Source organism: Kribbella sancticallisti (genome assembly GCF_039530625.1).
Lineage (GTDB): Bacteria > Actinomycetota > Actinomycetes > Propionibacteriales > Kribbellaceae > Kribbella > Kribbella sancticallisti.
Genome location: NZ_BAAAOS010000008.1, coordinates 81,196 through 103,505, shown reverse-complemented (window position 1 = coordinate 103,505; position 22,310 = coordinate 81,196). Strand labels below are relative to the sequence as shown.

Annotated in this window: 20 protein-coding genes; 13 read left to right on the top strand and 7 right to left on the bottom strand. The window is 65.9% G+C overall.

The features are described 5' to 3' along the window. Window positions 1–39: 39 nt before the first annotated feature. Window positions 40–495, top strand: coding sequence for a CoA transferase subunit A (locus tag ABD255_RS43635; RefSeq protein WP_425554385.1), 456 nt, complete (start codon window positions 40–42; stop codon window positions 493–495). A gap of 4 nt (window positions 496–499) precedes the next feature. Beyond that, window positions 500–1,204 (top strand): 3-oxoacid CoA-transferase subunit B, encoded by a 705-nt coding sequence (locus tag ABD255_RS06205; RefSeq protein WP_425554384.1) that lies wholly within the window; start codon window positions 500–502, stop codon window positions 1,202–1,204. On the opposite strand, the gene ABD255_RS06200 is transcribed toward ABD255_RS06205, so the two are convergent. Continuing rightward, the gene (locus tag ABD255_RS06200) at window positions 1,179–1,763 is read right to left on the bottom strand and encodes a TetR/AcrR family transcriptional regulator (RefSeq protein WP_344210727.1); all 585 of its coding nucleotides are present in this window, start codon (window positions 1,761–1,763) and stop codon (window positions 1,179–1,181) included. The genes ABD255_RS06205 and ABD255_RS06200 overlap by 26 nt on opposite strands. A gap of 32 nt (window positions 1,764–1,795) precedes the next feature. On the opposite strand from ABD255_RS06200, the gene ABD255_RS06195 reads away from it, so the two are divergent. From ABD255_RS06195 to ABD255_RS06145, 11 genes are all read left to right on the top strand, one after another. Beyond that, on the top strand, window positions 1,796–2,722 hold the full coding sequence (locus ABD255_RS06195) for an alpha/beta fold hydrolase (protein ID WP_344210725.1): 927 nt from the start codon (window positions 1,796–1,798) through the stop codon (window positions 2,720–2,722). Next, on the top strand, window positions 2,722–3,606 hold the full coding sequence (locus ABD255_RS06190; protein WP_344210723.1) for an alpha/beta fold hydrolase: 885 nt from the start codon (window positions 2,722–2,724) through the stop codon (window positions 3,604–3,606). Before ABD255_RS06195 ends, ABD255_RS06190 begins: the two co-directional genes overlap by 1 nt. A 301-nt stretch (window positions 3,607–3,907) precedes the next feature. After that, window positions 3,908–4,945: an acyltransferase domain-containing protein gene (locus ABD255_RS06185; protein ID WP_344210721.1), complete on the top strand. Its 1,038-nt coding sequence runs from the start codon at window positions 3,908–3,910 to the stop codon at window positions 4,943–4,945. Window positions 4,946–5,031: 86 nt separating this feature from the next. Further along, entirely contained in the window at window positions 5,032–6,393 is a 1,362-nt protein-coding gene (locus ABD255_RS06180) for an ABC transporter substrate-binding protein (RefSeq protein WP_344210719.1), read from the top strand. Continuing rightward, complete coding sequence (locus tag ABD255_RS06175) at window positions 6,393–7,262, top strand: carbohydrate ABC transporter permease (protein ID WP_344210717.1); 870 nt, start codon at window positions 6,393–6,395, stop codon at window positions 7,260–7,262. Before ABD255_RS06180 ends, ABD255_RS06175 begins: the two co-directional genes overlap by 1 nt. An 89-nt stretch (window positions 7,263–7,351) precedes the next feature. Beyond that, on the top strand, window positions 7,352–8,083 hold the full coding sequence (locus ABD255_RS06170) for a carbohydrate ABC transporter permease (protein ID WP_425554383.1): 732 nt from the start codon (window positions 7,352–7,354) through the stop codon (window positions 8,081–8,083). A gap of 218 nt (window positions 8,084–8,301) precedes the next feature. After that, window positions 8,302–9,378 carry a dipeptidase gene (locus tag ABD255_RS06165; protein WP_344210713.1) on the top strand — a complete coding sequence of 359 codons (1,077 nt, stop codon included), beginning with the start codon at window positions 8,302–8,304 and terminating at the stop codon, window positions 9,376–9,378. A 62-nt stretch (window positions 9,379–9,440) separates the two neighbouring features. Next, a complete protein-coding gene (locus tag ABD255_RS06160; protein ID WP_344210711.1) occupies window positions 9,441–9,980 on the top strand; it encodes a DUF3995 domain-containing protein in 540 nt (179 codons plus the stop codon). A 5-nt stretch (window positions 9,981–9,985) separates the two neighbouring features. After that, window positions 9,986–10,939 carry an alpha/beta fold hydrolase gene (locus ABD255_RS06155; protein WP_344210709.1) on the top strand — a complete coding sequence of 318 codons (954 nt, stop codon included), beginning with the start codon at window positions 9,986–9,988 and terminating at the stop codon, window positions 10,937–10,939. After that, window positions 10,936–12,081 carry a M20 family metallopeptidase gene (locus ABD255_RS06150; protein ID WP_344210707.1) on the top strand — a complete coding sequence of 382 codons (1,146 nt, stop codon included), beginning with the start codon at window positions 10,936–10,938 and terminating at the stop codon, window positions 12,079–12,081. The genes ABD255_RS06155 and ABD255_RS06150 overlap by 4 nt, the downstream gene beginning before the upstream one ends. A 68-nt stretch (window positions 12,082–12,149) precedes the next feature. Beyond that, entirely contained in the window at window positions 12,150–13,820 is a 1,671-nt protein-coding gene (locus tag ABD255_RS06145) for a CocE/NonD family hydrolase (protein WP_344210705.1), read from the top strand. A gap of 59 nt (window positions 13,821–13,879) precedes the next feature. Here ABD255_RS06145 and ABD255_RS06140 read toward each other — a convergent pair whose 3' ends face one another. Genes ABD255_RS06140 through ABD255_RS06115 form a run of 6 tightly spaced genes read right to left on the bottom strand, consistent with a single transcriptional unit; the run spans window position 13,880 to window position 22,135 of the window. Beyond that, the gene (locus tag ABD255_RS06140; RefSeq protein ID WP_344210703.1) at window positions 13,880–15,472 is read right to left on the bottom strand and encodes an N-acyl-D-amino-acid deacylase family protein; all 1,593 of its coding nucleotides are present in this window, start codon (window positions 15,470–15,472) and stop codon (window positions 13,880–13,882) included. Window positions 15,473–15,532: 60 nt separating this feature from the next. Further along, complete coding sequence (locus ABD255_RS06135; protein ID WP_344210701.1) at window positions 15,533–16,774, bottom strand: NAD(P)/FAD-dependent oxidoreductase; 1,242 nt, start codon at window positions 16,772–16,774, stop codon at window positions 15,533–15,535. A gap of 22 nt (window positions 16,775–16,796) precedes the next feature. Beyond that, entirely contained in the window at window positions 16,797–18,656 is a 1,860-nt protein-coding gene (locus ABD255_RS06130) for an ABC transporter ATP-binding protein (protein WP_344210699.1), read from the bottom strand. After that, window positions 18,653–19,528, bottom strand: a complete 876-nt coding sequence (locus ABD255_RS06125; RefSeq protein ID WP_344210697.1) for an ABC transporter permease — start codon at window positions 19,526–19,528, stop codon at window positions 18,653–18,655. Before ABD255_RS06125 ends, ABD255_RS06130 begins: the two co-directional genes overlap by 4 nt. Next, window positions 19,528–20,487: an ABC transporter permease gene (locus tag ABD255_RS06120; RefSeq protein WP_344210695.1), complete on the bottom strand. Its 960-nt coding sequence runs from the start codon at window positions 20,485–20,487 to the stop codon at window positions 19,528–19,530. The genes ABD255_RS06125 and ABD255_RS06120 overlap by 1 nt, the downstream gene beginning before the upstream one ends. Window positions 20,488–20,533: 46 nt before the next feature. Further along, window positions 20,534–22,135 carry an ABC transporter substrate-binding protein gene (locus tag ABD255_RS06115; protein ID WP_344210693.1) on the bottom strand — a complete coding sequence of 534 codons (1,602 nt, stop codon included), beginning with the start codon at window positions 22,133–22,135 and terminating at the stop codon, window positions 20,534–20,536. Window positions 22,136–22,310: the final 175 nt, after the last annotated feature.

The following is a 22,310-nucleotide window of genomic DNA, read 5'->3' as shown; positions in this document are numbered from 1 at the left end:
GGGCACCCTGCCGAACGGCTTCGCGCGGGTGGCTCCGAGATCGGCGCCTTCTTCACTCCGACCGGCGTCGGGACGCTCGCCGAAGAAGGCGGTCTGCCGTGGCGTTACGCTCCAGACGGGACGGTCGCCGTCGCCTCATCCGCGAAGGAGTCCCGCACCTTTCACGGCCGAACGATGGTGCTGGAGGAGTCGATCGTCACTGATTTCGCCCTCGTCCGCGCAGCCGTCGCCGACCGCGCGGGCAACGCTGTGTTCAACGCCTCCGCCTGCAACTTCAACCCGGCTGCCGCCATGGCAGGCCGTCGCACCATCCTCGAAGCCGAATCTCTGCTCGAGGTGGGCGAACTCGACCCAGATGCCGTCCACCTCCCGGGCGTTTCGTCCACAACGTCGTCCCCTCCACCCCCGCGCAAGCCGGTCTCAAAGGCGTCGAGAAAACGCACCACCCGCCGCCCCCGCCCAGTCGAGGGAGGGCAAGATGCCCTGGACGCGTGAGCAGATGGCCGCGCGAGCAGCGGAAGAACTTTCCGATGGCCAGTATGTCAACCTCGGTATCGGCCTGCCCACGCTCATCCCGACCCACCTCGGCCCGGACCGTCAGCCGGTTATTCACTCCGAGAACGGCATCATCGGTGTCGGCCCCTACCCGTACGAGGACGATATCGACCCCGACCTGGTCAACGCCGGCAAGGAAACGATCACCGTCCTCCCCGGCGCGTCCCATTTCGACTCTGCCACCAGCTTCGCGATGATCCGCGGCGGCCACATCGACGTTGCAGTCCTCGGCGGCATGCAGGTCTCCGCCACCGGGGACCTCGCCAACTGGATGGTGCTCGGCGGGATGGTCAGAGGTATGGGCGGAGCCATGGACCTCTGCCAAGGCGCCAAACGCGTCATCGTCCTGATGGAACACACCACCAAGGACGGAAACCCGAAACTCGTCGACCAGTGCACCCTGCCCTTGACCGGCAGGCCCTCGTCCGACGCGTCACCAATCTCGCCGTCCAGAACATTGCCGGCGGGAGCTTCCACGTGGCCGAACTCGCACCGGACGTGTCGGTTTCCGACGTCCGATCCGCCACCGCGGCCTCCGTCGTACCGGCACTCGCCCGGAGCTGAGGAAACAGGATCGGCCACCTCGGGACGGTATGACGTGTACATGCCGACTCAGGAGGTGCCTACGAATCATCACCGAACGCCGTAAGGAGTCCCGCGATGGCGGGATTCGGAACGGCATCGGGGTCAGCGAGATGCTCGAGAGCGAGCCCTCGCCCGACCGCCAGGCCGAGGAGGGCGATGAGGTCGGCTGGAAGCGGCAGGGCAGAGGCACGGGCTTCGGCTCGGTGCTCCAGCGCGGCAGCGACGTGCGAACGCATCTGTTCCATACGCTTCGCGAACTGCAGGCGGACCTTCGGCTTGCGCACGGCATAGGCCCAGAACTCGATGAACACCAGGAACTGGTTGGCGCTCTCATCGGTGAGCGTCAGCCATCGCATCACCGTGCCAGCGAGATCCGGCTCGTCGAGACGGGCGGTGACCTGCTCTTCGAACCAGTGGACATGGTTGTCGAAGACCGCGAGCAACAGATCGTCCTTACCGGCGAAGTTCGAGTACAGCGCTCCGATGGACAACCCGGCACGCTCGGCAATCTGGTCGACCGCCGCGGCATGGAATCCGCGTTCGGCCACGACGTCAGCGGCGGCCTTGACAAGGCGCTCCCTGGTGCGCGCACGCCGCTCGCTGGTGGGCTGTCTCGAGACCATCTTGTAGACCATATCTCTGGGTACGGCGTCGCGTGACCAGACCCATCATTGCATTCATAGTGAGCGCTCGCTATTCTCAGCCCATGTCCAGATCTTCGACCATGGCCACCCCGCAGGACCTGCCCATGGTCGCCGACCTCGAACACCATGTCGTCGACATCGACGGGCTGCGGATCCACTACGCCGTAGCCGGCGAAGGCGAACCGCTGATCCTGCTGCACGGCTGGCCGCAGCACTGGTGGTCATGGCGCCACGTGATCGGTCCACTCTCCGAGCACTACCGCGTCATCTGCCCCGACCTGCGCGGCATGGGCTGGTCCGATGGGTCGCAACGCGGGTACAGCCTGGAGCGCATGGCTCGCGACGTCGTCGACTTGATGGACGAACTCGGAGTCGACCGTGCGCGGTTGATCGGGCACGACTGGGGCTTGGCGATCGGGTACCGGACCTGCCTCAACTGGCCTGACCGCATTCTGCAATTCGTGGCGCTCGCAGGGGTCCATCCGTGGACACTCGACGGCGCCCCATTTCGGCTTTGGCGCGCCCCGTGGCACATCTACCTCATCTCCCTACTGGGAAACACTGCGACGACGCGCCTCGGTGTCACCGAGCGCTGCCTTCGAGCTTGGCGTCATGCGGGGGAATTCACGCCGGAAGAAGCCGAGATCTTCATGCGGCAAATGCGCCGGCCGGTTTCCGATGACGCCACGATCCGGTACGACCGCAACCTCTTGCGGCGTGAACTGCCGTTCTTCATCAACCACTACCGAGCCCTCCGCCAACGGGTCCAAACCTTGCATCTCAACGGCGAGTATGACCCGCTGACGATCGGCGTCCCGGACAGCTACCGCGACTACGCCGACGACATGCGTCTCGAACTGGTGCCAGACTGCGGGCACTTCATCGCCGAAGAGCGACCGGAATGGCTCGTTGAGCGGTTGAAACGATTCCTCAACTAATGCCCGAAGTCACTCTCGCCAGCGGCCGCATCCGCTATCGGGATCGCGGCAGCGGTTCCCCGATAGTTTTCGTCCATGGCCTGTTCGTCAACGGATCGCTGTGGCACAAAGTCAGTGATTCCCTTGAGGCAAACTTCCGCTGCGTTTGCCCAGATTGGCCGATGGGCGCCCACACCCTCCCGATGACGGCCGAAGCCGACGTGAGCCCGCTGGGCGTAGCTCGCATGATCGGCGAGTTCCTCGAAGTCCTCGATCTGCGTGACGTGACCCTGGTCGCCAACGACACGGGCGGTGCCGTCACGCAACTCCTTCTCGCTGAGGGATGTGATCGCGTAAGCCGCCTGGTCATGACGCCGAGCGACTCGTTCGAGAACTTTCCACCCCGCGGCTTCCGGCCGCTGCAGTACATCGCGCGCGTGCCCGGCGGCCTCACAGTTGGCCTTCAAGTGCTGCGCGCGCGGCCGTTCCACCGGCTACCGATGGCCTTCGGCTGGCTCGCCAAAGATCCGCTACCAGCGGAAACGACCAGCGCCTGGCTGCGGCCTTTCCTCTCCACCCGCGGAATCCGTCGCGACGCTCGTCGATTCGTGCGTGCCTTCGACAACATCGACACGCTCGCCGCAGCCGATCGACTGAGCGCCTTCGACAAGCCCGTGCTGCTCCTCTGGGCGCCGGAGGACCGATTCTTCCCAATCAGCCATGCCCACCGGTGGATGGAGATCTTTCCCGACGCACGGCTCGTCGAGGTGCCCGACAGCTACACTTTCGTCGCACTCGATCAGCCCGAACTGGTCGTCGACGAGATCGCGCGATTCCTCGGTTCGCCGATCCACGGCGGGCAGGGACGGAGCGGTGTCGGACCGCCCCCACCACCGCGACGGTGAACGGTTCCGATCCAACACGCTCCGGTCGCACCATCTCCGCGAAACTCGGCGCGCCGAAACTCGGCTGAGCCGACAGAGCGGTGCATCGCCGACCCTTCGAGCGGCCTGCCGGCGCGTCGATGGCGTTGGGTCGGATCGACAACCGACGGTTCCGACATCGGCTGCAGTCTGTCCGCAGCGCTTGACAGAACGATGGGGCCCGCGCATATTCGACTCAGCAGTTGCAAGATACAAGATTTAATTTCGATATTTCGAATCTTGAGAGGCTGCGGCGAGTGACCAAGTTCGCAGAGTGGGCACCGTGTTCCGGGTAGACGATGACGACGCGGCGGCGCCGGGCGACAATGTCGAGCGCGCACGTCGAGCCCTCGGCCTGACAGACGGCGATCTGGATGATCTGGCACACCTGGCGGCGTTCGATTCCTCGCCGGACAGGTTTCGGCTACCAGACGGCCCCGAGGCCGACAGGTATCTACGCGATCTGGGCGTCAGCGATATCGACCGAACCGAGATCCTTGCTGCCCGTCCGGACCCCCGGGGTCATCCCGAACTCTGGTGGCTGCTCGAGAGGTGCTACCAGCACCTGGCCGGGAACCTCGGCCGGCCGGGAAGGCTTTCACCAGCGTGGCCGACCCTGTCGAACTTGGGTGCCGTCGGCCGGTTCGCGTATGTTTGGGTGTTCCTGGCCGCCGTCCCACACGCCCGGCGCTACCACGCTCTCCACCACGTCCCGGACGAAGTGTCGTGGGACAGCCTGGGAGTCGTCGCTGCGCAGATGGTCAATCACCGCGCCATCTACGGAAGCGGCGGCCTGCACACCCAGGACTGGATGACCCATCACTTCCGTGGCGCGGTCTACGCGCTGGGGCGGCTGCACTACGAACGGCTGATCGTGCCGCCCGGGACCGTGACCGACGATGGTGGACCGGAACCTGGCGACCGCGTCCTTGGCCTGCATATCCCCGAAGGCAGGCTGACGCCCACATCGGTGGACGACTCCGTCGGACTGGCTTGCTCGTTCTTCACACGGCACTTTCCGCACGAGAAGTACCGGTACGCCGTCTGCACCTCATGGGTGCTGGACCCTCAATTGATGGAGTACCTACCCGTGGACTCCAACATCATCCGCTTCCAGCAACGCTTCACGCTCCGCCCGGTCGACCCGGCCAGGGACGACTCCGCCACCGTGGTCGAGTTCCTTTTCAAGCGACCCCTGGCGGATCTCGCGCTATTGCCCCGGGCCACCACTCTGCAACGAGCTGTTATCGATCAGATCAGAAGGTGTCGGCCCTGGCATTTCCGCGAGGGCTGGTTCCGGCTCGGCTCCGGGCCCGCCTAACCGCGCCGCCTACCGCATCTGACCCATCTCTAGCCAAGTCATCGCGGTCCCAGCGAGCACCGCATGCAACCTCTAAGGAGAGCCACATGACCGGCATGGCGCGCGCGGCGGGAAGCATCGACCGCCGGAAATTCTTGAAACTGACCGCTGGGGTGGGCAGCGCCCTGCTTCTGAGCAGCTGTGGGGACGACGGCGAGCGAGCCGGGAGCGGCCAGCCGGTCTACTGGACCCAGCCGAACGCCGGACAGAAGGAGATGCAAGCCTTCCTCACCGAGATCGAGAAGGGCTTCGCTGCAGACAACCCCGGAATGACGGCCAAAACGCTGCTGGTTCCCTGGGAGGACTCACTTACCAAATACACAGCCGCCTTCTCTGCCGGCAACCCGCCGGACGTGACCTACCAGATCATTCCCTGGATGAACAAGTGGCGTGACTCCGGTGTGCTGGCCGACTTCCGGGACATCGCCCCGAAGGAGGACATCGACAAGCTGCTGGAAAATGTGAACCCGAGTCTGCTCAAGGTCGCGCAGGGAGCCGGCGGCGAACTGCGGGCGATCCCCTACGTGACCGACAGCGGCCACAACCTCACCGTCAACCTGAACGTCTGGGAGAAGGCCGGCAAGCCGCCGTTCCCGACCACCTACGCCGAGATGATCGACTTCGCGAAGGCGATGACCGTCGATGCCAAGGGACGCAGACTGGGCGAGGCCGGCTTCGACAAGTCGAAGGTCGACCACTATGGAATGACCTGGCCGACGGCGCCTGCTATCCAGGAGAACTACGTCTGGCATTACTTCTGGTCGTTCGGCACCGAGTACATCTCCGAGGACGGCAGGGACATCGGGTTCGACAACGAGGCCGGCCGAGGCGCACTGGAGAACATGAAGGAAATGGTCGACTCCGGCGCGGCCACTCCGCCGGGACTCTACACCGACGAGTCGAAGTGGGCCAACGCCATGGTCTCCGGCAGGTCCGGCATGCAGTGGACCCACGCGCTGTCGGCGGATCAAGCGAAAGCCTTCCCGGCTGCCCGGCTCAAGCTCCTCGAGCCGCCGAATGGTCCGGGAGGTGACCAGTTCATGGTCGGTGGGTGCGGATACATCGCGGTGGCGGCGAAGAGCAAGAACAGGGAGGCCGCCTACAAGCTGGCCAAGCACATCCTTTCGCCCGGTCCCAAAGAGCGCTATACCCGGCTGATTCTCGGTCTGCCGATCAACGGGTCTGCCGGTGCCTTCTACACTGAGCTGCCCGATCCGCGCATGAACGAGTTTATGAACGAAGCCTCGAAGATGACCAGGTTTCAGCGGATCCCGCCGGCGTTGAAGTACCAGCCGAACGAGTACCTGATCGGAAAGATCAACGACTACGTCACCGGCCGCCAGTCACTGGACGACATGATCCGCGACGCCCGCAACCAGATCAAGCAGATGGCCGCGGCGGCGGGCTGATGCGGCGGCCGATCCGGGAACTGGCGGTCGCCACGCCGTTTGTGCTGTCCAAAGCAGCGGTGTTCGGCTTGTTCATCGCAGTACCGTTCGTCTACACCTTTGTCCTGACGTTCCAACGTGGCAGCATCCTGAGCGGGCTACGCTTCACCGGGCTGGACAACTACCGCACCATCTTCGCCGACACGCTCTTCCGTGACTCCTTGCGCAACACGCTGCTGTTCATGTCCATCTCCACACCCGTGACGCTGATCGTCGCCGGCTCGGTGGGTCTGCTACTGGCCTCCAAACTTCGGGGAATGGTCATCCATCGCACGCTCATCTATCTGCCCTCTCTGCTGTCCGTGGTTGCGACCGGATTGATCTGGAAGGTCCTCATCGACCCGGAGCAGGGACCTCTGCACCTGCTGATGAGAAGGGTCTTCGGCCTCGAGATCCCCTGGCTTACGGATGGGACGACCGCCATCGTCTTCCTGGCCCTGATCACGGCATGGAGCGGCTGCGGCTTCTACGGTCTCGTCTTTATGGCCGGGTTCAACAGCATCCCTGGTGACCTCCTCGAAGCGGCCCGGATCGACGGCGCCAGCACCTGGCAGGTGCTAACCCGGATCAAGTTGCCGCTGATCCAGCCCGTCATCCAGGTGGTACTCGCTCTGGTCACGATCAATGCTGTCCAGGTGTTCGACCTGGTCTTCATCATGACCAACGGCGGCCCGGGAACCGCGACGTACACCGCGATGTGGTACGTCTACCAGAACGCTTTCAACGGCGGGTCCGTCGCCTACGCCGCGACCATGAGCGTCATCCTGCTCGGGATCACCGCCATCATTTCTGCGGCGTTCCTCGGCCGCCGCGCGGCGGTTGACCAATGAAGGCAGGTCTTTCGAAGTGGCCATCTCTACTTGCCATGCACCTGACGGCTACGCTGACCAGTCTCTTGTTCGCCGCACCGGTCCTCATAGTGGTGGTGGTGTCGCTCAAGTCGACGACGTTCCTGGAGTTCTCGTTGTCACCGGCAACCTGGACGCTCCAGAACTACCGGGAGGTCTTCAACGACCCGCTGGTTCCGCGGTACGTCGCGAACAGCCTGTTCGTCGGCGGAGCGGTCACGGCCCTCACGGTGCTGGTCGATCTGCTGGCTGCGTACGCGTTCGCCAAGCTGAGGTTCCCGGGCAGAGACCTCAGCTTCGGGCTGCTGCTGGCCACGCTGATGTTGCCCTTCTCAGCCACCTTGGTGCCGGTGTACCTGATCGCGGCCAGGCTCGGCATGGTCGACACCTACGCAGGTCTGATCATCCCGTCGTTGGCTGGGCCTTTCGGTGTCTTCCTGCTGCGGCAATTCATTCGTGGTATTCCGGACTCGCTGCTGGAGTCGGCACGCATCGACGGTGCCTCGGAGCTGCGCATCTTCGGCAGCGTGGTACTTCCGCTGTGCCTCCAGCCGATGGCCGTGCTTGCGATCTTCACCTTCGTGGGCAGCTGGAATTCCTTCCTGTGGCCGCTGCTGATGGCCCAGTCCGCCGAGATGCGCACCCTCACCGTGGGCATCGCCACGACCAACACCCAGTTCACCCAGAACATCGGCGGCACCACAGCCGTCGCAATGCTTAGCCTGTTGCCGATGGCGATCCTCTTCGTCGGTTTCCAGCGATACTTCGTGCGCGGCGTCCTCGCCGGCGCGTTGAAGGCGTGATCACGGCCCAGTCCGGCGACGCCCGGCATCCCGTCTGCATCACCGGAGATCGACGCGTGGGGCCGAGTGGCCGCGACGGTGTACCGACGAGAACGACCCCTAGTGCTGACGGACGAAATTGTCGTAGTGCGAGTGTGCCAGAAAACCATGACGGACGGACCTCCGTTGGACATGCTGTTACTCGACTTCCGTGAGAGAGAGAAGGAAGAAGTGCGCACGTGAATGAGGCGGAGCAGCTGCATCACGACTCCCTGGTCGTTGACGCCCACAGTGACCTGCTGATGCTCGTTAGTCTCCGGCCGGGGATCCAGCAGTCGCGATACTTCCGCGAGCACTGGATTCCTCAGCTGCGGGCCGGTGGGATCGACGTGCAGTGCTTGTCGGTCTTCGTCGGCGAAGACGTCGCTCCTGAGAGCATGCTCCGGCGAACCGTCCGGATGATCGAGTGCGCCCACCGCATCGCGGAGCAGAACGCCGACCAGGTGACGTTGTGCCTGACCGGCGCGGACGTCGATTCGGCCGTCGCTGCAGGGCGCATCGCCTTGGTCCTGGCGCTGGAGGGCTGTGATGCGATCGGCGTCGACGTCGACCTTCTCCAGACGCTGTTCAGGCTGGGAGTACGGATTGCATCGCTGACCCACTTCGGCCGCAACCCACTCGCCGACGGAAGCGCGGAGGAGGACACGCACAGCCGATTGACGCGCGCCGGCCTCGAGGCCGTCACTGTGATGGAGCGCATCGGAATGCTGGTCGACGTCTCACACCTCGCCGGTTCGGGTGTGGACCACCTCGTCCGGCACACCCGGCGTCCGGTCGTCGCTACGCACTCGTCGGCCTGGGTCCAACGCCCGCATCACCGCAACCTCACCGACGAGAGACTCAGGGTGCTGGCCCAGAGCGGCGGGGTCGTCGGAGTCGCTTTCGTCGCCGGCTTGATCGACCCCGATCGCCCGACGCTGAGCCGGATCGTTGATCACATTGCGCACGTGGTGTCGGTGGCAGGCATCGAGCACGTTGGCCTAGGGCCTGACTTCGTCAAGGAGGTTCACGAGGAAACGCTGCGCTCTTACGGAGCCAGCGACGACGTGGGCTTCGACCGACGCAGGTTCGTCCCCGGCCTCGGAGGACCCGAGGGCTTGCCGAAGGTCACCGAGGCCCTGTTGAGCCACGGCTTCAGTGCAGACCAGGTGCGGCTCATCCTCGGCGAGAACTGGGTCCGCTTGTTCCGTGCTCAGTTGGGGATCCCCGGCGACGGGCAGCAGGAGCGGTCCAATATGCCCGCCGACGCATGCTGACTGAGGCCGACCGAGAGCATGCCGACGACACACAGGAGGGATCACCAGTGCCGAAGAGGTCGATGAGAGGAGCGCCCGGTCCCCGCGACCCGGCGGCGCAGATCACCGTTCCCGCGCCTCGACTCGCCGCCGCAGGCTCTTCGGCCGTGTGGTCCGCAGCCTTCGCCGCCCTGCACCTGTATTGGGCCGCCGGTGGGCGCAAAGGGCTCGGCGACACGTCCGACGCGGCCGACCAGGCATTCGCGAAGACGTGGTTCATCAGGTACAACTACGTGGTCTCGATCCTGGCGACCCTCGGCGCAGTCCTGGCGGTCGCTTCCCTTCGACCGTCGCGAGGAAGCCAACTGACCCGCTTGGTGCGCCTCTTCGCCACGGTCGCCAGCGGTGCCCTGTTGTCTCGTGGGGCACTCGGCCTGACGATGCTCGCCGTCGAGCGGAGCAGGCCTCCGGCAAGATCAACCCCGCCGCTGCTCGTCCTCATCGAGCCCGGATTCGTCCTCGGCGGTCTGGCCTATGGGTTGCTGGCTCGTGGCCTTCGCCGCTCGGGCGGCGGCGCCCACCAGCGGACTGATCGACTCGACACCCACACAGCGAGGAAATGAGGAGCATGTCCGGCAGTGACACAGAGCACGACAGCAGCGTCGACGGCAGCGACGGGATACGTATCGCAGTGCGTGATTATGGCGGCAAGGGCCAGCCTATTCTCCTTCTGCATGGAGCCGGCCGCACGCTGACCGACTGGTCGCCGATGGCCGAGCACCTGGTGCGGGGCCATCGTGTCGTCGCCATGGATCTCCGCAACCACGGCAGGTCGGGTGACGGTGCATGGATTTGGGAAGCCGTCCTGGATGACGTTCGGTCCGTCGTCACCGCCCTCGGACTCGAGCGGCCGGCCGTCGTGGGACACTCCCTCGGCGGCATGGTCGCCGCCATGTACGGCGCCGACGAGGTGGACTGCGCCGGGGCGGTGAACCTGGATGGTCATGGGATGGGTCGTCCCGAGCAGTACGTCGGCATCGACCGCCAGACCGTGATCGAGCACCTGGCCGACATGAGGAGCCGGCGTGCGGCTGCGCTCGCCCAGCGTGGCCACGCGTTGACTGAATCGGAGCTCGCCGCGGTCAAGGACGAGTTCCTCGAAGAAGCCGCGGAGCACGGGATGCCCCGGGAGTTCGGCCTGGCCGCCTTGGAGCGAACGGTGACGGTCGATGCCGACGGTCGCTATCGCCTGCGCCCCGGGATCGAGGCGGCCGAGGAACTGAGCGCTCGGATCGGCGAGCTGGACCTGATGGCTCTCTACCGTCGCGTCCGTTGCCCGCTGCTCGTCTACTTGTCGCTCGGACGTGAGCCTGGAGGAGAGCAAGGACGGTCGGAAGAAGAACCGTCGTCGCTACTAGAGCTGATGGCCGCCTATCGGGTCGGGCTGCGACAAGATCTCACCGCGGTGACCGAGGACTGCCCCACCGTCGAGTTTCGACAGGTCGAGGCGACGCACGGGATGATCGTCGAGGTGCCTGAGTTCCTGGCCGCGCAAATCAGCGAATTCCTGCGCGCAGGATGACGTCGATCAAGGACGAGCTGGCGGAACGCGTACACGCGGCCGCCGACGACCTGATCGCCCTGAGCCACCGGATCCACGCCCACCCGGAGACCGCGTTCGAGGAGGTACGCGCCTGCGGCTGGGTCGGTGACCTGCTCGAGGCGCACGGCTTGCCGGTCGAGCAGGGCGTTTACGAGCTCCCGACTGCTCTCCGGGCCACAATCGGCAGTGGCCCGGTCCACGTGGTGATCTGCCTGGAGTACGACGCACTCCCAGGTGTCGGGCATGCCTGCGGCCACAACGTGATCGCCGCGGCCGGCGCGGGTGCCGGTCTGGCGCTGGCGCCGTTCGTCGACGACCTGGGGCTCACACTGACCGTGCTCGGCACCCCCGCCGAGGAGAGCGGAGGTGGCAAGATCATCATGCTCGAGGGTGGCGCCTTCGACGGAGTCGACGCAGCGATGATGGTGCACCCCGCGCCTTTCGAGCTCGACCAGATGCCTTGTCGCGCGTTCACCCCGTTGGACGTCACCTACCGCGGCAAGGCAGCGCACGCTTCTGCCTTCCCGGAGGCGGGGCTGAACGCGGCTGACGCACTCACGGTAGCTCAGGTGGGGATCGGCCTTCTGCGGCAGCATCTACACCCCGGTGATCGGGTCCATGGGATCGTCCGGCACGGTGGCGACGCCCCGAACGTCGTGCCCGACCAGACCAGCGGGCAGTGGTACGTGCGGGCGCCTGACCTCGATAGCCTCGAGGTGCTGCTCGACCGGGTCAACGGTTGTTTCCGGGCCGGAGCCGAGGCAACGGGCTGCGACGTGTCGGTGGAAAGTGGGCGGACCTACAGTCACTTCGCCCATTCCGAGGAGCTGGCCGGCCGGTACCGCTCGAACGCAGAGGCGCTCGGTCGTAGCTTCGCCGAGTTCTCCGCTGAGGCGCTGGAGCGGATGGCCGGGTCGACGGACATGGCCAATGTCAGCCAGGTCTGCCCCGCCATCCATCCGACCCTCAATATCTCGAGCGGTGATGCTGTGAATCACCAACCGGAGTTCGCGGCGGCTTGCGCTGCCCCGCCCGCGGATTGGGCGGCTCTCGACGGGGCGACCGCCATGGCGTGGACCTGTGCCGATCTAGCAAACGCTGCCAGCAAGGAAAGACCGTGACGAGCAACCGTGTGCCAGCTCACGATGAAGGTCCGCCGCTGCGGCGGCTTCGGGACGTGGCAGTTCCGATGAGGGACGGCACCCGTCTGTCTGCTGACATCTACTTCCCGGAAGCCGGTCCCCATGGAGGCCCGTATCCGGTCGTCCTGCACCGCACTCCCTACAACAAACAGCGTCCGAGCTACGTCGCGACCGGACAGTATCTATCTGACCACGGGTACGTCTTCATCACACAAGATGTCCGCGGTCGCCACGACTCCGAGGGGCACTGGACCCCATTCCGGTTCGAGGGCGTCGACGGCTACGACAGCGTCGAATGGGCCGCCGCACAGCCGTGGAGCAACGGCAAGGTCGCGACGATGGGCGGGTCCTACAGCGGGTGGTGCCAGTGGGCCCTCGCCCGCGAACGGCCGGAGCATCTGACGACGATGGTCAGCACTGCCACCAGCGGCAAGTGGTTCCAGGAGAATCCATACCACAACGGCTGCCTCATGCTCGTCATGCTCGCCTGGCTGAACATCGCCGGCAGGCGTGTCGTGCAGGATCCCGGGCTGGTGGACAACTGGCCCGAGGTGTTCAGGCATCTGCCGCTCGTCTCGATGGACGAGCGCCTCGGACGCAGGCTGGAGACCTGGCGCGAGTGGCTGACGCACGCGCGGCTCGACGACTACTGGCAGTCGCAGCGACTGGACGACGACTTCCGCCGCATCGACATCCCGGTGCTGCATGTCACCGGTTGGTACGACGACGACCAGCCCGGCTCGCTCTACTTCTACGACGCCATGAGCAGTGAGTCTCCTCGAGCCGACGACCAGCACCTCATCATCGGTCCGTGGGATCACGGTGGCACCCGCAAGCCGCGTCAGGACTTCGGCGGCGTCAACTTCGGACCCGGCGCACTGATGGACATGGACGATGTGCACAGGGCCTGGTTCGACCGCTGGCTCCGCGACCTTCCGGCAGCAGAGCCGGACAGTGAGAAGATCCGGCTCTTCCTCACCGGTGCCGACACCTGGGTGGCGACCGACAGTTGGCCGACGTCGCCGGCCAACTGGGCCACGATGTACCTGCACAGCGACGGTCAGGCGAACACCTTGACCGGCGACGGCCGGCTCACCTCCCAGTCCCCTGTGGGTCCGGAGCAGGCCGACTCGTACCACTACGACCCCGCTGATCCGGTGCCCAGTGTGCTGGACGAAGAATTCTTCTCCCCGACCTGGTCGGAGGCCCCGCTGGATCGGCGCTTCCAGCAGAGCCGGAGCGACGTACTCGTCTTCACCGGTGACGCCCAGCCGGAGGACCTGATTCTCCTGGGGCAGCCACGCTTGCACCTCTTCGGCAGCTCTAACTCACCGGACACCGACTGGTTCATCGCCCTACACGACGTCTCGCCCGATGCCGGCTCAATGCTTCTGGCTGAGGGTCGGCTGAGGGCGCGGTTCCATGCGTCCCTGACCGAGGAGACACTCCTCGACGCTGGTGAGGTCTACGAGTTCGTCATCACCCTGGGTGGAGTGGGCCATGTCGTGAAGACAGGGCACCGGCTGCGGTTGTCGATCACTAGCAGCGACTTCCCGACCTGGGATCGCAACCCCAACACCGGTCACCCGCTCGGACAGAGCGATGAGCTGCGGATTGCCGTCAACGCCGTGCACCATTCACCGGCGTCCCCTTCGAGGATCGAGCTCCCGATCGGCTCCTCTCTCCGATCCCAGCTTGCACGCCGCCAGGGCGCGTGACCTCGATGGCGAACCGAGATGGGGCCGACGTGGCCTCGTCCGACCGGCGTGAGGTCGGTTCATGAAGCGATGGTGGAGGCACCGTGCCGGAGTATCCGGCCGGAACGTGAGCCGTTGAAGACGCCGTCGTCGACGACCACCTCGCCGGCCAGGAGGACGGTGTGCACGCCGGTCACGGGGCCTGACGGATCCAGGTAGTCGGCTTCGTGCCCGATCTTCTGCGGGTCGAACACGGTGACGTCAGCGATGTAACCGGGCAGCAAGGCGCCGCGTCCGGTGAGGCGGAACTGCCGCGCCCCGAAGGACGTCGCCTTCCGTAGCGCTTCAGGCAGGTTAAGGACGGCGAGCTCACGGACGTAGCGACCCAGCACCGTCGGGAAGGACCCCCAGGTGCGCGGATGCTGAAGACCGAGTGGCAGACCGCTGTCCGACCCGATCCCGACGAGAGGGCTCGCCATGATGGTCCGCACGTCGTTCTCTGCCATCAAGGTCAACGCCGCTTCTGCGCGTGGGTCCTCGCCGACCAATCGACACAGGGCCTCGAAGGGGTGCTCGTCACGTAATCGGCACACCTCCGCGAGCGTCAGCCCCACGACGCCTGCGTCGGTGTGGTCGATGATGAGGACGTCGTCGGGCGTGCACGCGGCCCACAGCCCGTCGCCTGGCTCGCCCCGATCGGCATCGGACCGCAACGAAGCTCGGACGGAGGGATCGCGGAGCCGCTCGGTCAGGGCGGTGGCGCCTCCGGCTGTCGCTCTGGTTGGCAGAAGGGCCAGCAGGACCGTCGACCCGGCGGCATACGGGTACTGGTCGCCGTATACGTCGACGCCGTCGAGTCGGGCAGCCTCCAGCATGCTAACCAGAGCGGCGGCCTTGCCGTGGTTCCCACGTCCGGCCACTTTGCAGTGCGAGATCTGGAGCCGGGTCCCCGCCTGGCGAGCGACCGCCACCGCTTCGGCCATCGCCGCTTCGAGTCGGCGGCCCTCGTCACGCATGTGGGTGGCGTACAGGCCGCCGAACCGAGCGGCGACTCGCGCCAGGGCGGTAAGCTCCTCGATGCCGGCGAAGCTCCCGGGCGGGTAGATCAAGCCGGTGGAGAACCCGACAGCGCCGGCCTCGAAGGCCTCCGCGGCAAGTCGTTCCATGCGCGCCAGTGCCGATGGCCCCAGCTCCGGTTCGGTGCCGTTGGCGCTCAGCCGCAGCGCGTTGTGCCCCACCAACATCGCCATGTTGTTTGTCGGGCCGGCGTCCGCTAACCGATCGAGCAGCGCGGCGAATCCGCCCGGTTCGAGGGCCACTCCTTTGGCCAGATTGCCGACCAGGTCCGCAGCACTCTCTAAGGCCGCATGGTCCAGGGGTGCGAAGCTGATGCCGCAGTTGCCCACCACCTCGGTGGTGACGCCCTGCAGCAGCTTGAACGGCTGAGGGTCGGGCAACAGCGGGACCACGTCACTGTGTGCGTGGGTGTCGACGAAGCCCGGTGCGACCGCCCGACCGGTGCAGTCGATTCGCATCGCCGAGGGGACTTTGAGCGGTACGTCGGAGATCGATGCGATGCGACCGTCACGGACGAGCACGTCCGCGGTCCTCCCGGGCGAACCGAGACCGTCATAGACGGTTCCGGAGCTCAGCAGCACGTTGTCGTTTCCCATGGCCTCCATCATCTCTGTGCGACCCTGCCCGGATGAGGATGTCGCTGGCAGGAGCGGATTTCAAGCACCGAAGCGGCGCGGACTGAAGGGTTCGAGTACCGCCGGAACGTGACCCTCGGTCATGGCTTCGGCCATCACCGACCCTGTCGCCGGTCCCAACGTGAGGCCTAACATGCCGTGGCCGGCAGCCACGTAGCAATTTTGCAAGGCGGCGAGACGCCCCATGACTGGCAGGCCGTCGGGAGTCATGGGGCGAGCACCCGCCCAGACGCTCTGGGCCGGCGAGGAGGGGTTCCAGTCATTCAGGTACTCGACCGGGGCCTTGGTGATCGCTCGGACACGTCGTTCGTTGACCTTCAGATCCAGGCCGGCGAACTCCATTGTGCCCGCGAGCCGCAACCAGCCGTCGAACGGGCTCAAAGCAACTTGCGGTTCCATCAGCTTGACCAGGCTGCGCAAGGCGAGCGGCGACTCGGTGTAGTCCAGGCTGTAGCCCTTGCCCGGCCGGATAGGCAGCCCGGCACCGAACTTGCGGGAGAGCGAGCCCGACCAAACTCCGGCGGCCAGAAGGAACACGTCAGCGGAGTACCGCCCGTCGTCAGTTTCGACCTCCACCACCCGCCCGGCTCGGTCGTGCACGCGCTGTACGGCCGCACCCTCGATGAGCTTTCCCCCTAGCGCGAGGCAGCGCCTGGCCAGGCCGTCAGCCAGGCTGTCCGGCCGGACGTGCCGTTCGTCGGGGAAGAAGATGCCGCCACGAAGCCCGGATCGAAGTGCCGGTTCGACGCGGGTCAGTTCGGTGCCGTCGAGCAGCTGCGGCCGGAAGCCGTGGCCGCGCAGGAGATCCAGCCCCGCCACGTGGTTGTCGAACTGCTTCGCGGACGCGAACACCTGGAGCAGGCCCTGGGCGTGCATCTCGAAATCGATACCGTCCTGCTTGTAGTCGTCGAGGAGCTGCATGCTGCCCTCCGCGAGGAGCAAGTGGGCCAACAGACCTGCCCGGAAGCTCTTCTCGTTGCAGTGACGCCACATCCCGTACATGAATCGGATGAAGCCCGGACTCAACGACGGCCGGATGTAGAGCGGACTGTCGGGGCGCAGCATCCAGCGCAGGGCCTGGGCGACCATGCCGGGGGCCGGCACGGGACGCATCTGGGCAGGCACCATCCACCCCAGGTTCCCGAAGGAGGCACCCGAGCCGGCAGTGTGTGCCTCCAGAATCGTCACCTCCTCCCCCCTGCGCAGCAGCTCGTAGGCGCAGGCAAGACCGATCACTCCACCGCCGACGACGACGACTCTCACGTGCTTCCTCCTGGACGACGGCTCATGCTCGTGGAACCGCCTGCACGAGCCGCTTGGTGTATGGGTGCTGGGGATCCGCGAAGACCTCACCGGTGACGCCTTGCTCGACGATCTCGCCTCGGTGGAGCACGACGACCCGGTCGGTGATCTGCCGTACCACCGCAAGGTCATGGGAGATGAAGAGCATGTTCATCGACAGCTCGCGTCGCAACTGTCGGAGGAGCTCGAGCACTTGAGCTTGCACCGACACGTCAAGGCCCGCCACCGGCTCATCACAGATGAGGAGCCGAGGTCGAATCGCCAGAGCACGCGCGATCGCCACCCGCTGTCTCTCTCCACCGGACAGCAACGCCGGTCGCCGACTGCTGTACGCACGGGGGAGCCCGACCAGCTCGAGCATCCGGTCGACCTCGACGGAAAGGTCGACGGCATGGCCTCGCACGTTGACCGCCTCCCTCAGGGTGGCGCCGACCGTGCGCGCGGGATTGAGCGAGGCGTACGGGTTCTGGAAGACGCACTGCACCAGGTGCCGCACCTTGCGGAGGTCGCTCGGTTTGAGCTTGCGATAGTCGGTGATGTCGATGCCATCGAGGTGGATGTTGCCTTCGGTGGGACGGTTCAGTCCGAGCAAGCAGCGCGCGATGGTCGTCTTTCCTGACCCCGACTCCCCGACCAGTCCCACACTCTCTCCGACGCCGATCTCGAATGACACCCCAGCGAGTGCTTCGTGGGTCCGTGCTGGTCCTACCATCCCTTCGACGCGGTAGACCTTCCTCAGCTGGTGGACGCTCAGGATGGGGCTGTCGAGGGAGGCGGGCGGCGCGGGCGGCACGGCCGCATCGTCGCTGGTCTGTCGTTCCCGAAGGCCGGGTCGGATGTCGTCGATGCGTCGGCATGCGCTGCGATGGTCCGACTCGACCACGGCAAGAAGTGGTTTCCCGGCGCGGCACTCGGGCGTCGCCCAATCACACCGTGGACTGAAACCGCAGATGTTCTTGACGGTGTCCGCGGACGGAACGTTGCCGGGGATGCTGGACAGGTGCGCCCGGGCATGGGTCAAAGGCGGCTCAGCGCGCAGCAGTCCGAGTGAGTAGGGGTGCTGCGGAGCCGCCTTGACGGCGGGCGACGGGCCGTCCTCGATGACGGTACCGGCGTACATGACCATGATGCGGTCGCAGACGGACAACGCCACGCGCAGGTCGTGGGTGATCAGGATGAGGCCCATGTTGCGATCGCGTTGGATCTGCCTCAGCAGCAAGAGCACGTCGTGCTGGATGGATGCGTCCAACGCAGTCGTCGGCTCGTCCGCGATCAGCAGGCTCGGGTTCTTGGCCAGGGCGGCGGCAAGCGCGACCCGCTGTTGCATGCCGCCGGAGAGCTGGAAGGGATACCGGTGCGCGGCGTCGGCGTCTTCGATGCCGACCTCGGCAAGGCGCCGGCGAACCTCTCTGGCACGTTCGGCCCGCGACAGTCGCCGGTCCGAGGCAAGAGACTCGTCGATATGCCTCGCCGCTGTCTGCAGCGGATTGAGCATGGTGAAGGGGTCCTGCAGAAGCAACGAGATCTGGCTGCCCCGCAGGCGCCTCAGTTCCCGCTCGGGGCGGCCCACGAGCTGTTCACCCCCGAACGTCGCGTTGCCTCCGGCACGGACGCCGGGCGGAAGCAGCCCGACCAGAGCCTTTGCGGTCATCGACTTGCCGCTGCCCGACTCCCCGACGATGCCTAGCGTCTCCCCCGGCCGCAGCCGGAATGACACATCCTGCACGAGCGTGCGCGACGCACCACCCGCCGTCGCGTGCACGGTCAGGTCGCGGACCTTGAGATGAGCCTCGCCGCGGGCGACCTGATGGACCTGATCGGTACCGGTCTTCACCGCCTTCATGCGCGGCCTCGGTCCTGCGAGAGACGGTCATAGAGCCAGTCGCCAACGACCGTGCCCGACACTGCCGTGAGAATGATCATCAGGGCCGGGCCCAGCGCGGCCCAGACGTTCAGATCCATGATCGACCGCTCCTCAGCGAGCATCAGGCCCCAGTCGGCTGTCCCGGGCGCCACACCGAGTCCGAGGAAAGCCAGGGACGACAGGCCGACCAACGCACCGACGAAGTCGAGCATGCCGGTCGCGACGACAGTGGGCAGGATGTTGGGCAGCACGTGCCGGAACAGGATGCGGGGCGTGGAGAGTCCCAACGTCCTGGCCGCATCGAGATACGCGAGCTTTGACTGTCGCAAGGTTGCGCTGCGGGTCAGTCGGATCTCGGTCGGGATGGAGAAGAAGATGAAGACCGCCCAGGCGATGAGCGAGCCGCCACCGACCATACCGACGATGACGACAACCATCAGCAGGGCGGGCAGGGCGTAGACGAGGTCGGCGAACCTGCAGATGAGCGAGTCCACCCGGCCGCCGCGCAGGCCGGCCAGCATGCCCAGCGTCGTCCCGATGAGCACAGTGCCGATGGCCACCAGCAGGGGGCCGACGACCGCGTTGCGCGTACCGGCGATGAGCCGGGAGAAGACATCACGCCCCAACCCGTCCGTGCCGAGCCAGTGGTCGGCACTCGCTGGAGCCGGCCCCAACGCGAGGTCCTGGGCGCCCGGGTCATGAGGCGCGACTGCGCTGCCGGCGACCGCACACACGGCGACGAACAGCAAGACGCCCGAGCAGGCGATCAGGAGGGGGGAGATCCGTCTGCGCCTGCTGCGGCGAGTCGGGATCGCGATGAAGGTCGGATCGATCGTCGGCGTGTCTGACATCAGGCCGTCCCGGCGTAGCGAGTGCGTGGGTCGATGGCGAGCGCTAGTAGGTCCGTGAAAAGGTTCCCGAGCACGACGATCGCGGCGGTCAGGAGGGTGAGCCCTTGGACTACCGGGATGTTCCTGCTGTTGATCGACTCGATCAACAGCGACCCGACGCCCGGAAGCCCGAACACCGTTTCGACGAAGACGGCACCCGAGAGGCTGAACACCAGGAGGAGTCCGACGGTCGTCACGACGGGCAGGGCCGCGTTGTGGAACGCGTAGTTGAGGAAGATGGTTCTTCGCGAGAGCCCGCGTGCTCTCGCGAAGAGTACGTAGTCCTGGTCGATGACACCTAACGCCGCTGCCCGCGTCTGTCGGACCACGATGGCAAGCGCGGCGCTTGCCAGAGCCAAGGCCGGCAGCACGAGATGCCTGAGCCGGTCCACGGCGCCGTCGCCTACCCCGAACGGCGGGAGCCAGTCGAGCCACACGCCGAACATCAGGATCAACAAGATCCCCACTGCGAACGGAGGCGCGCTCGCCAGGAAGATGGCCGCCGAAGTGACGACGCGATCGAAGCTGCTGCCACGCCGGAGACCCGCCAGCATTCCCACCGGCACACCGACGAGCAAGACGATCGCGGCCGCGAACAGACCGAGCTGCGTGGTGAGCACGAGCCGCTGGGCGATCACGTGGGTGACCGCCTCACCCGACTCGGTGGAACGTCCGAGGTCGAGATGCGCCACGTCGGCGAGCCAGTTCCAGTATCGCCGCAGGAGGGGCTGGTCCAGGTGGTACTCCTCCCGGATGGCCTCGACCGACGCCGGGTTGGTCCGTGCCTCAGGCCCGAGCAGCGCCTCCTCGGGGCTGCCCGGGCTGAGGTCGAGCAGGCTGAACACGGCAAAGGACACGATGAGGAGCAACAACGCCAGCGCGACCAGGCGCCGCTGGATGAATACGGTGGTGAACTTCATCTGCGCTCCATGTCGGTGAACAGCGTCGAACTGGCTCTCGACCTGGCTACGAGACTGGCTCGATGTGGTCGATCCAAGCGCCCGTCGAGTAGTCGCCGTAATCAGCCCCAGCCGGGTCGTACCTGAAGCCCTCGCTGGTGACGGTGACCGACTCCTTGTTGAACAGCGGGATGTAAGGCACGTCCGTGGCAATGGCTTCGAGGATGCTCTTGGCGGCGGCAAGTCGCTGCGCCTTGTCTGGGCCCCCCGTCAGTGTGGCGACGTCGGAATCGAGCTGTTTGGACGTGAAGTTGGCGATGTTCTGCCCGCTCGGGACTGCCTCCGCGCTGCTGACCATCAGGCTGAGGATGCGTGCCGGGTCCGCGATGAGAGGCCCGTAGCTGAAGGTCTGCATCCCGAGGTCCTTGTGCGCGATCAGCGGTGCGGTCCACTCTTCCTCCGACACCGGGTTGATTTCGATGTCGATACCGAGCGGCTTCAGGTTCTCCTGCAAAATGAGCATCGTCTTCTCACCGTAAGCGATGTTCGACCCGACATTGACCTTGATCGAGAACCCGTTGGGATACTTCGACCTTGCGAGCTCGGCCTTGGCTGCGGCCAGGTCGTAGTCGTATGTCGGCAGGCCGCTGAGGATCTCCTCGGCCTCCATCGGGGAGGAGATGCTGGAGAGCTCCTCGGGTGTCAGCATGCCTGTCAGCGGGCGCGCGCGTCCGCCGTAGACGATATCGATCAGCCCCTTGCGGTCGACGGCGTGGGCGAACGCCCGGCGCACGTGCACGTCGTCGAACGGCGGCGCAGCCACGTCGAAGGTGAGGTAGTCGATCGAAGTGGTCGGCAGGGCGGCCAAGCTCGCGCCCGGCACACTCTCCCATTGCCTGGCCGTGCCCACGTCACGGAGGAACTTGACGTCCAGGTCTCCCGATCGCATGGCGAGTCGAGCGGTGTTGTCGTCAGGGACGAACGTGGACTTGATCGTCTTGAACGCGGGCGCCTCACCCCAGTAGGTGGAGTTCTTGTCCAGCACGACCTCGTCGGTGCTGAACTTGCTCACCACGTAGGGCCCGCTCCCGATGGGCGGCGCAGACGCCGATCCGAAGTCCTTCGGGTTGGCCCCGACGTTCGCCTTCTCGACGACGCGCACCGCGAAGGCGATGTTGTTGCGAAGAGAAGGGTCGCTTCCGTCGCTCGTGACCGTGACCTGGTGCGGGCCGGTCGCAGCGACGTCCTTGACGGCCACCAGCAGGGAGGCCGCTACGGGCGCGGTCTTCGGATTGGTCAGCCGCTTGATGGAGAAGGCCACGTCTTCGGGGGTGACCGGCTTGCCGTTGCTGAACTTGGCAGACGGCTCGAGGTCATAGACGAGCTTCTTGGGCGCCACGCTGACCGAGGTCGCGAGTCGAGGGGTGAAGGTGCCGTCGGACTTGGTCCTCTCGAGTGGCTCGGTGACCAGGCTGGCGATCGAGCGCTCCACCTCGATCTGGGCGACATCGAGGGTCTTGATGGGCGCGATGGCCGCCACCGTGATCTGTGTGTCCGGGGGCTTGCTGCTACCGCTGCTCTCGCTGCAGCCGGCGGTCGCGAGGAGCGCGATGATCGCGATCGCTACACGGGACGGCGCCGCACGCAGAGTGGCACGTGAACGAGTCATGAGACCCTCCTTGGCATACTGGCCACGGGCGCGGTCAGGGTGCCCCAAGCCTTACGCGCGGCCCTCTGGGCTGTCTTGGGAGCACGTAACAAAGTCCCCTGCGAATTTGGTACTCCGGCCCAACCATGGGATTCCTCTCTTTGCGTCATGATGTCTGTGACGTGGCACGGCTCGC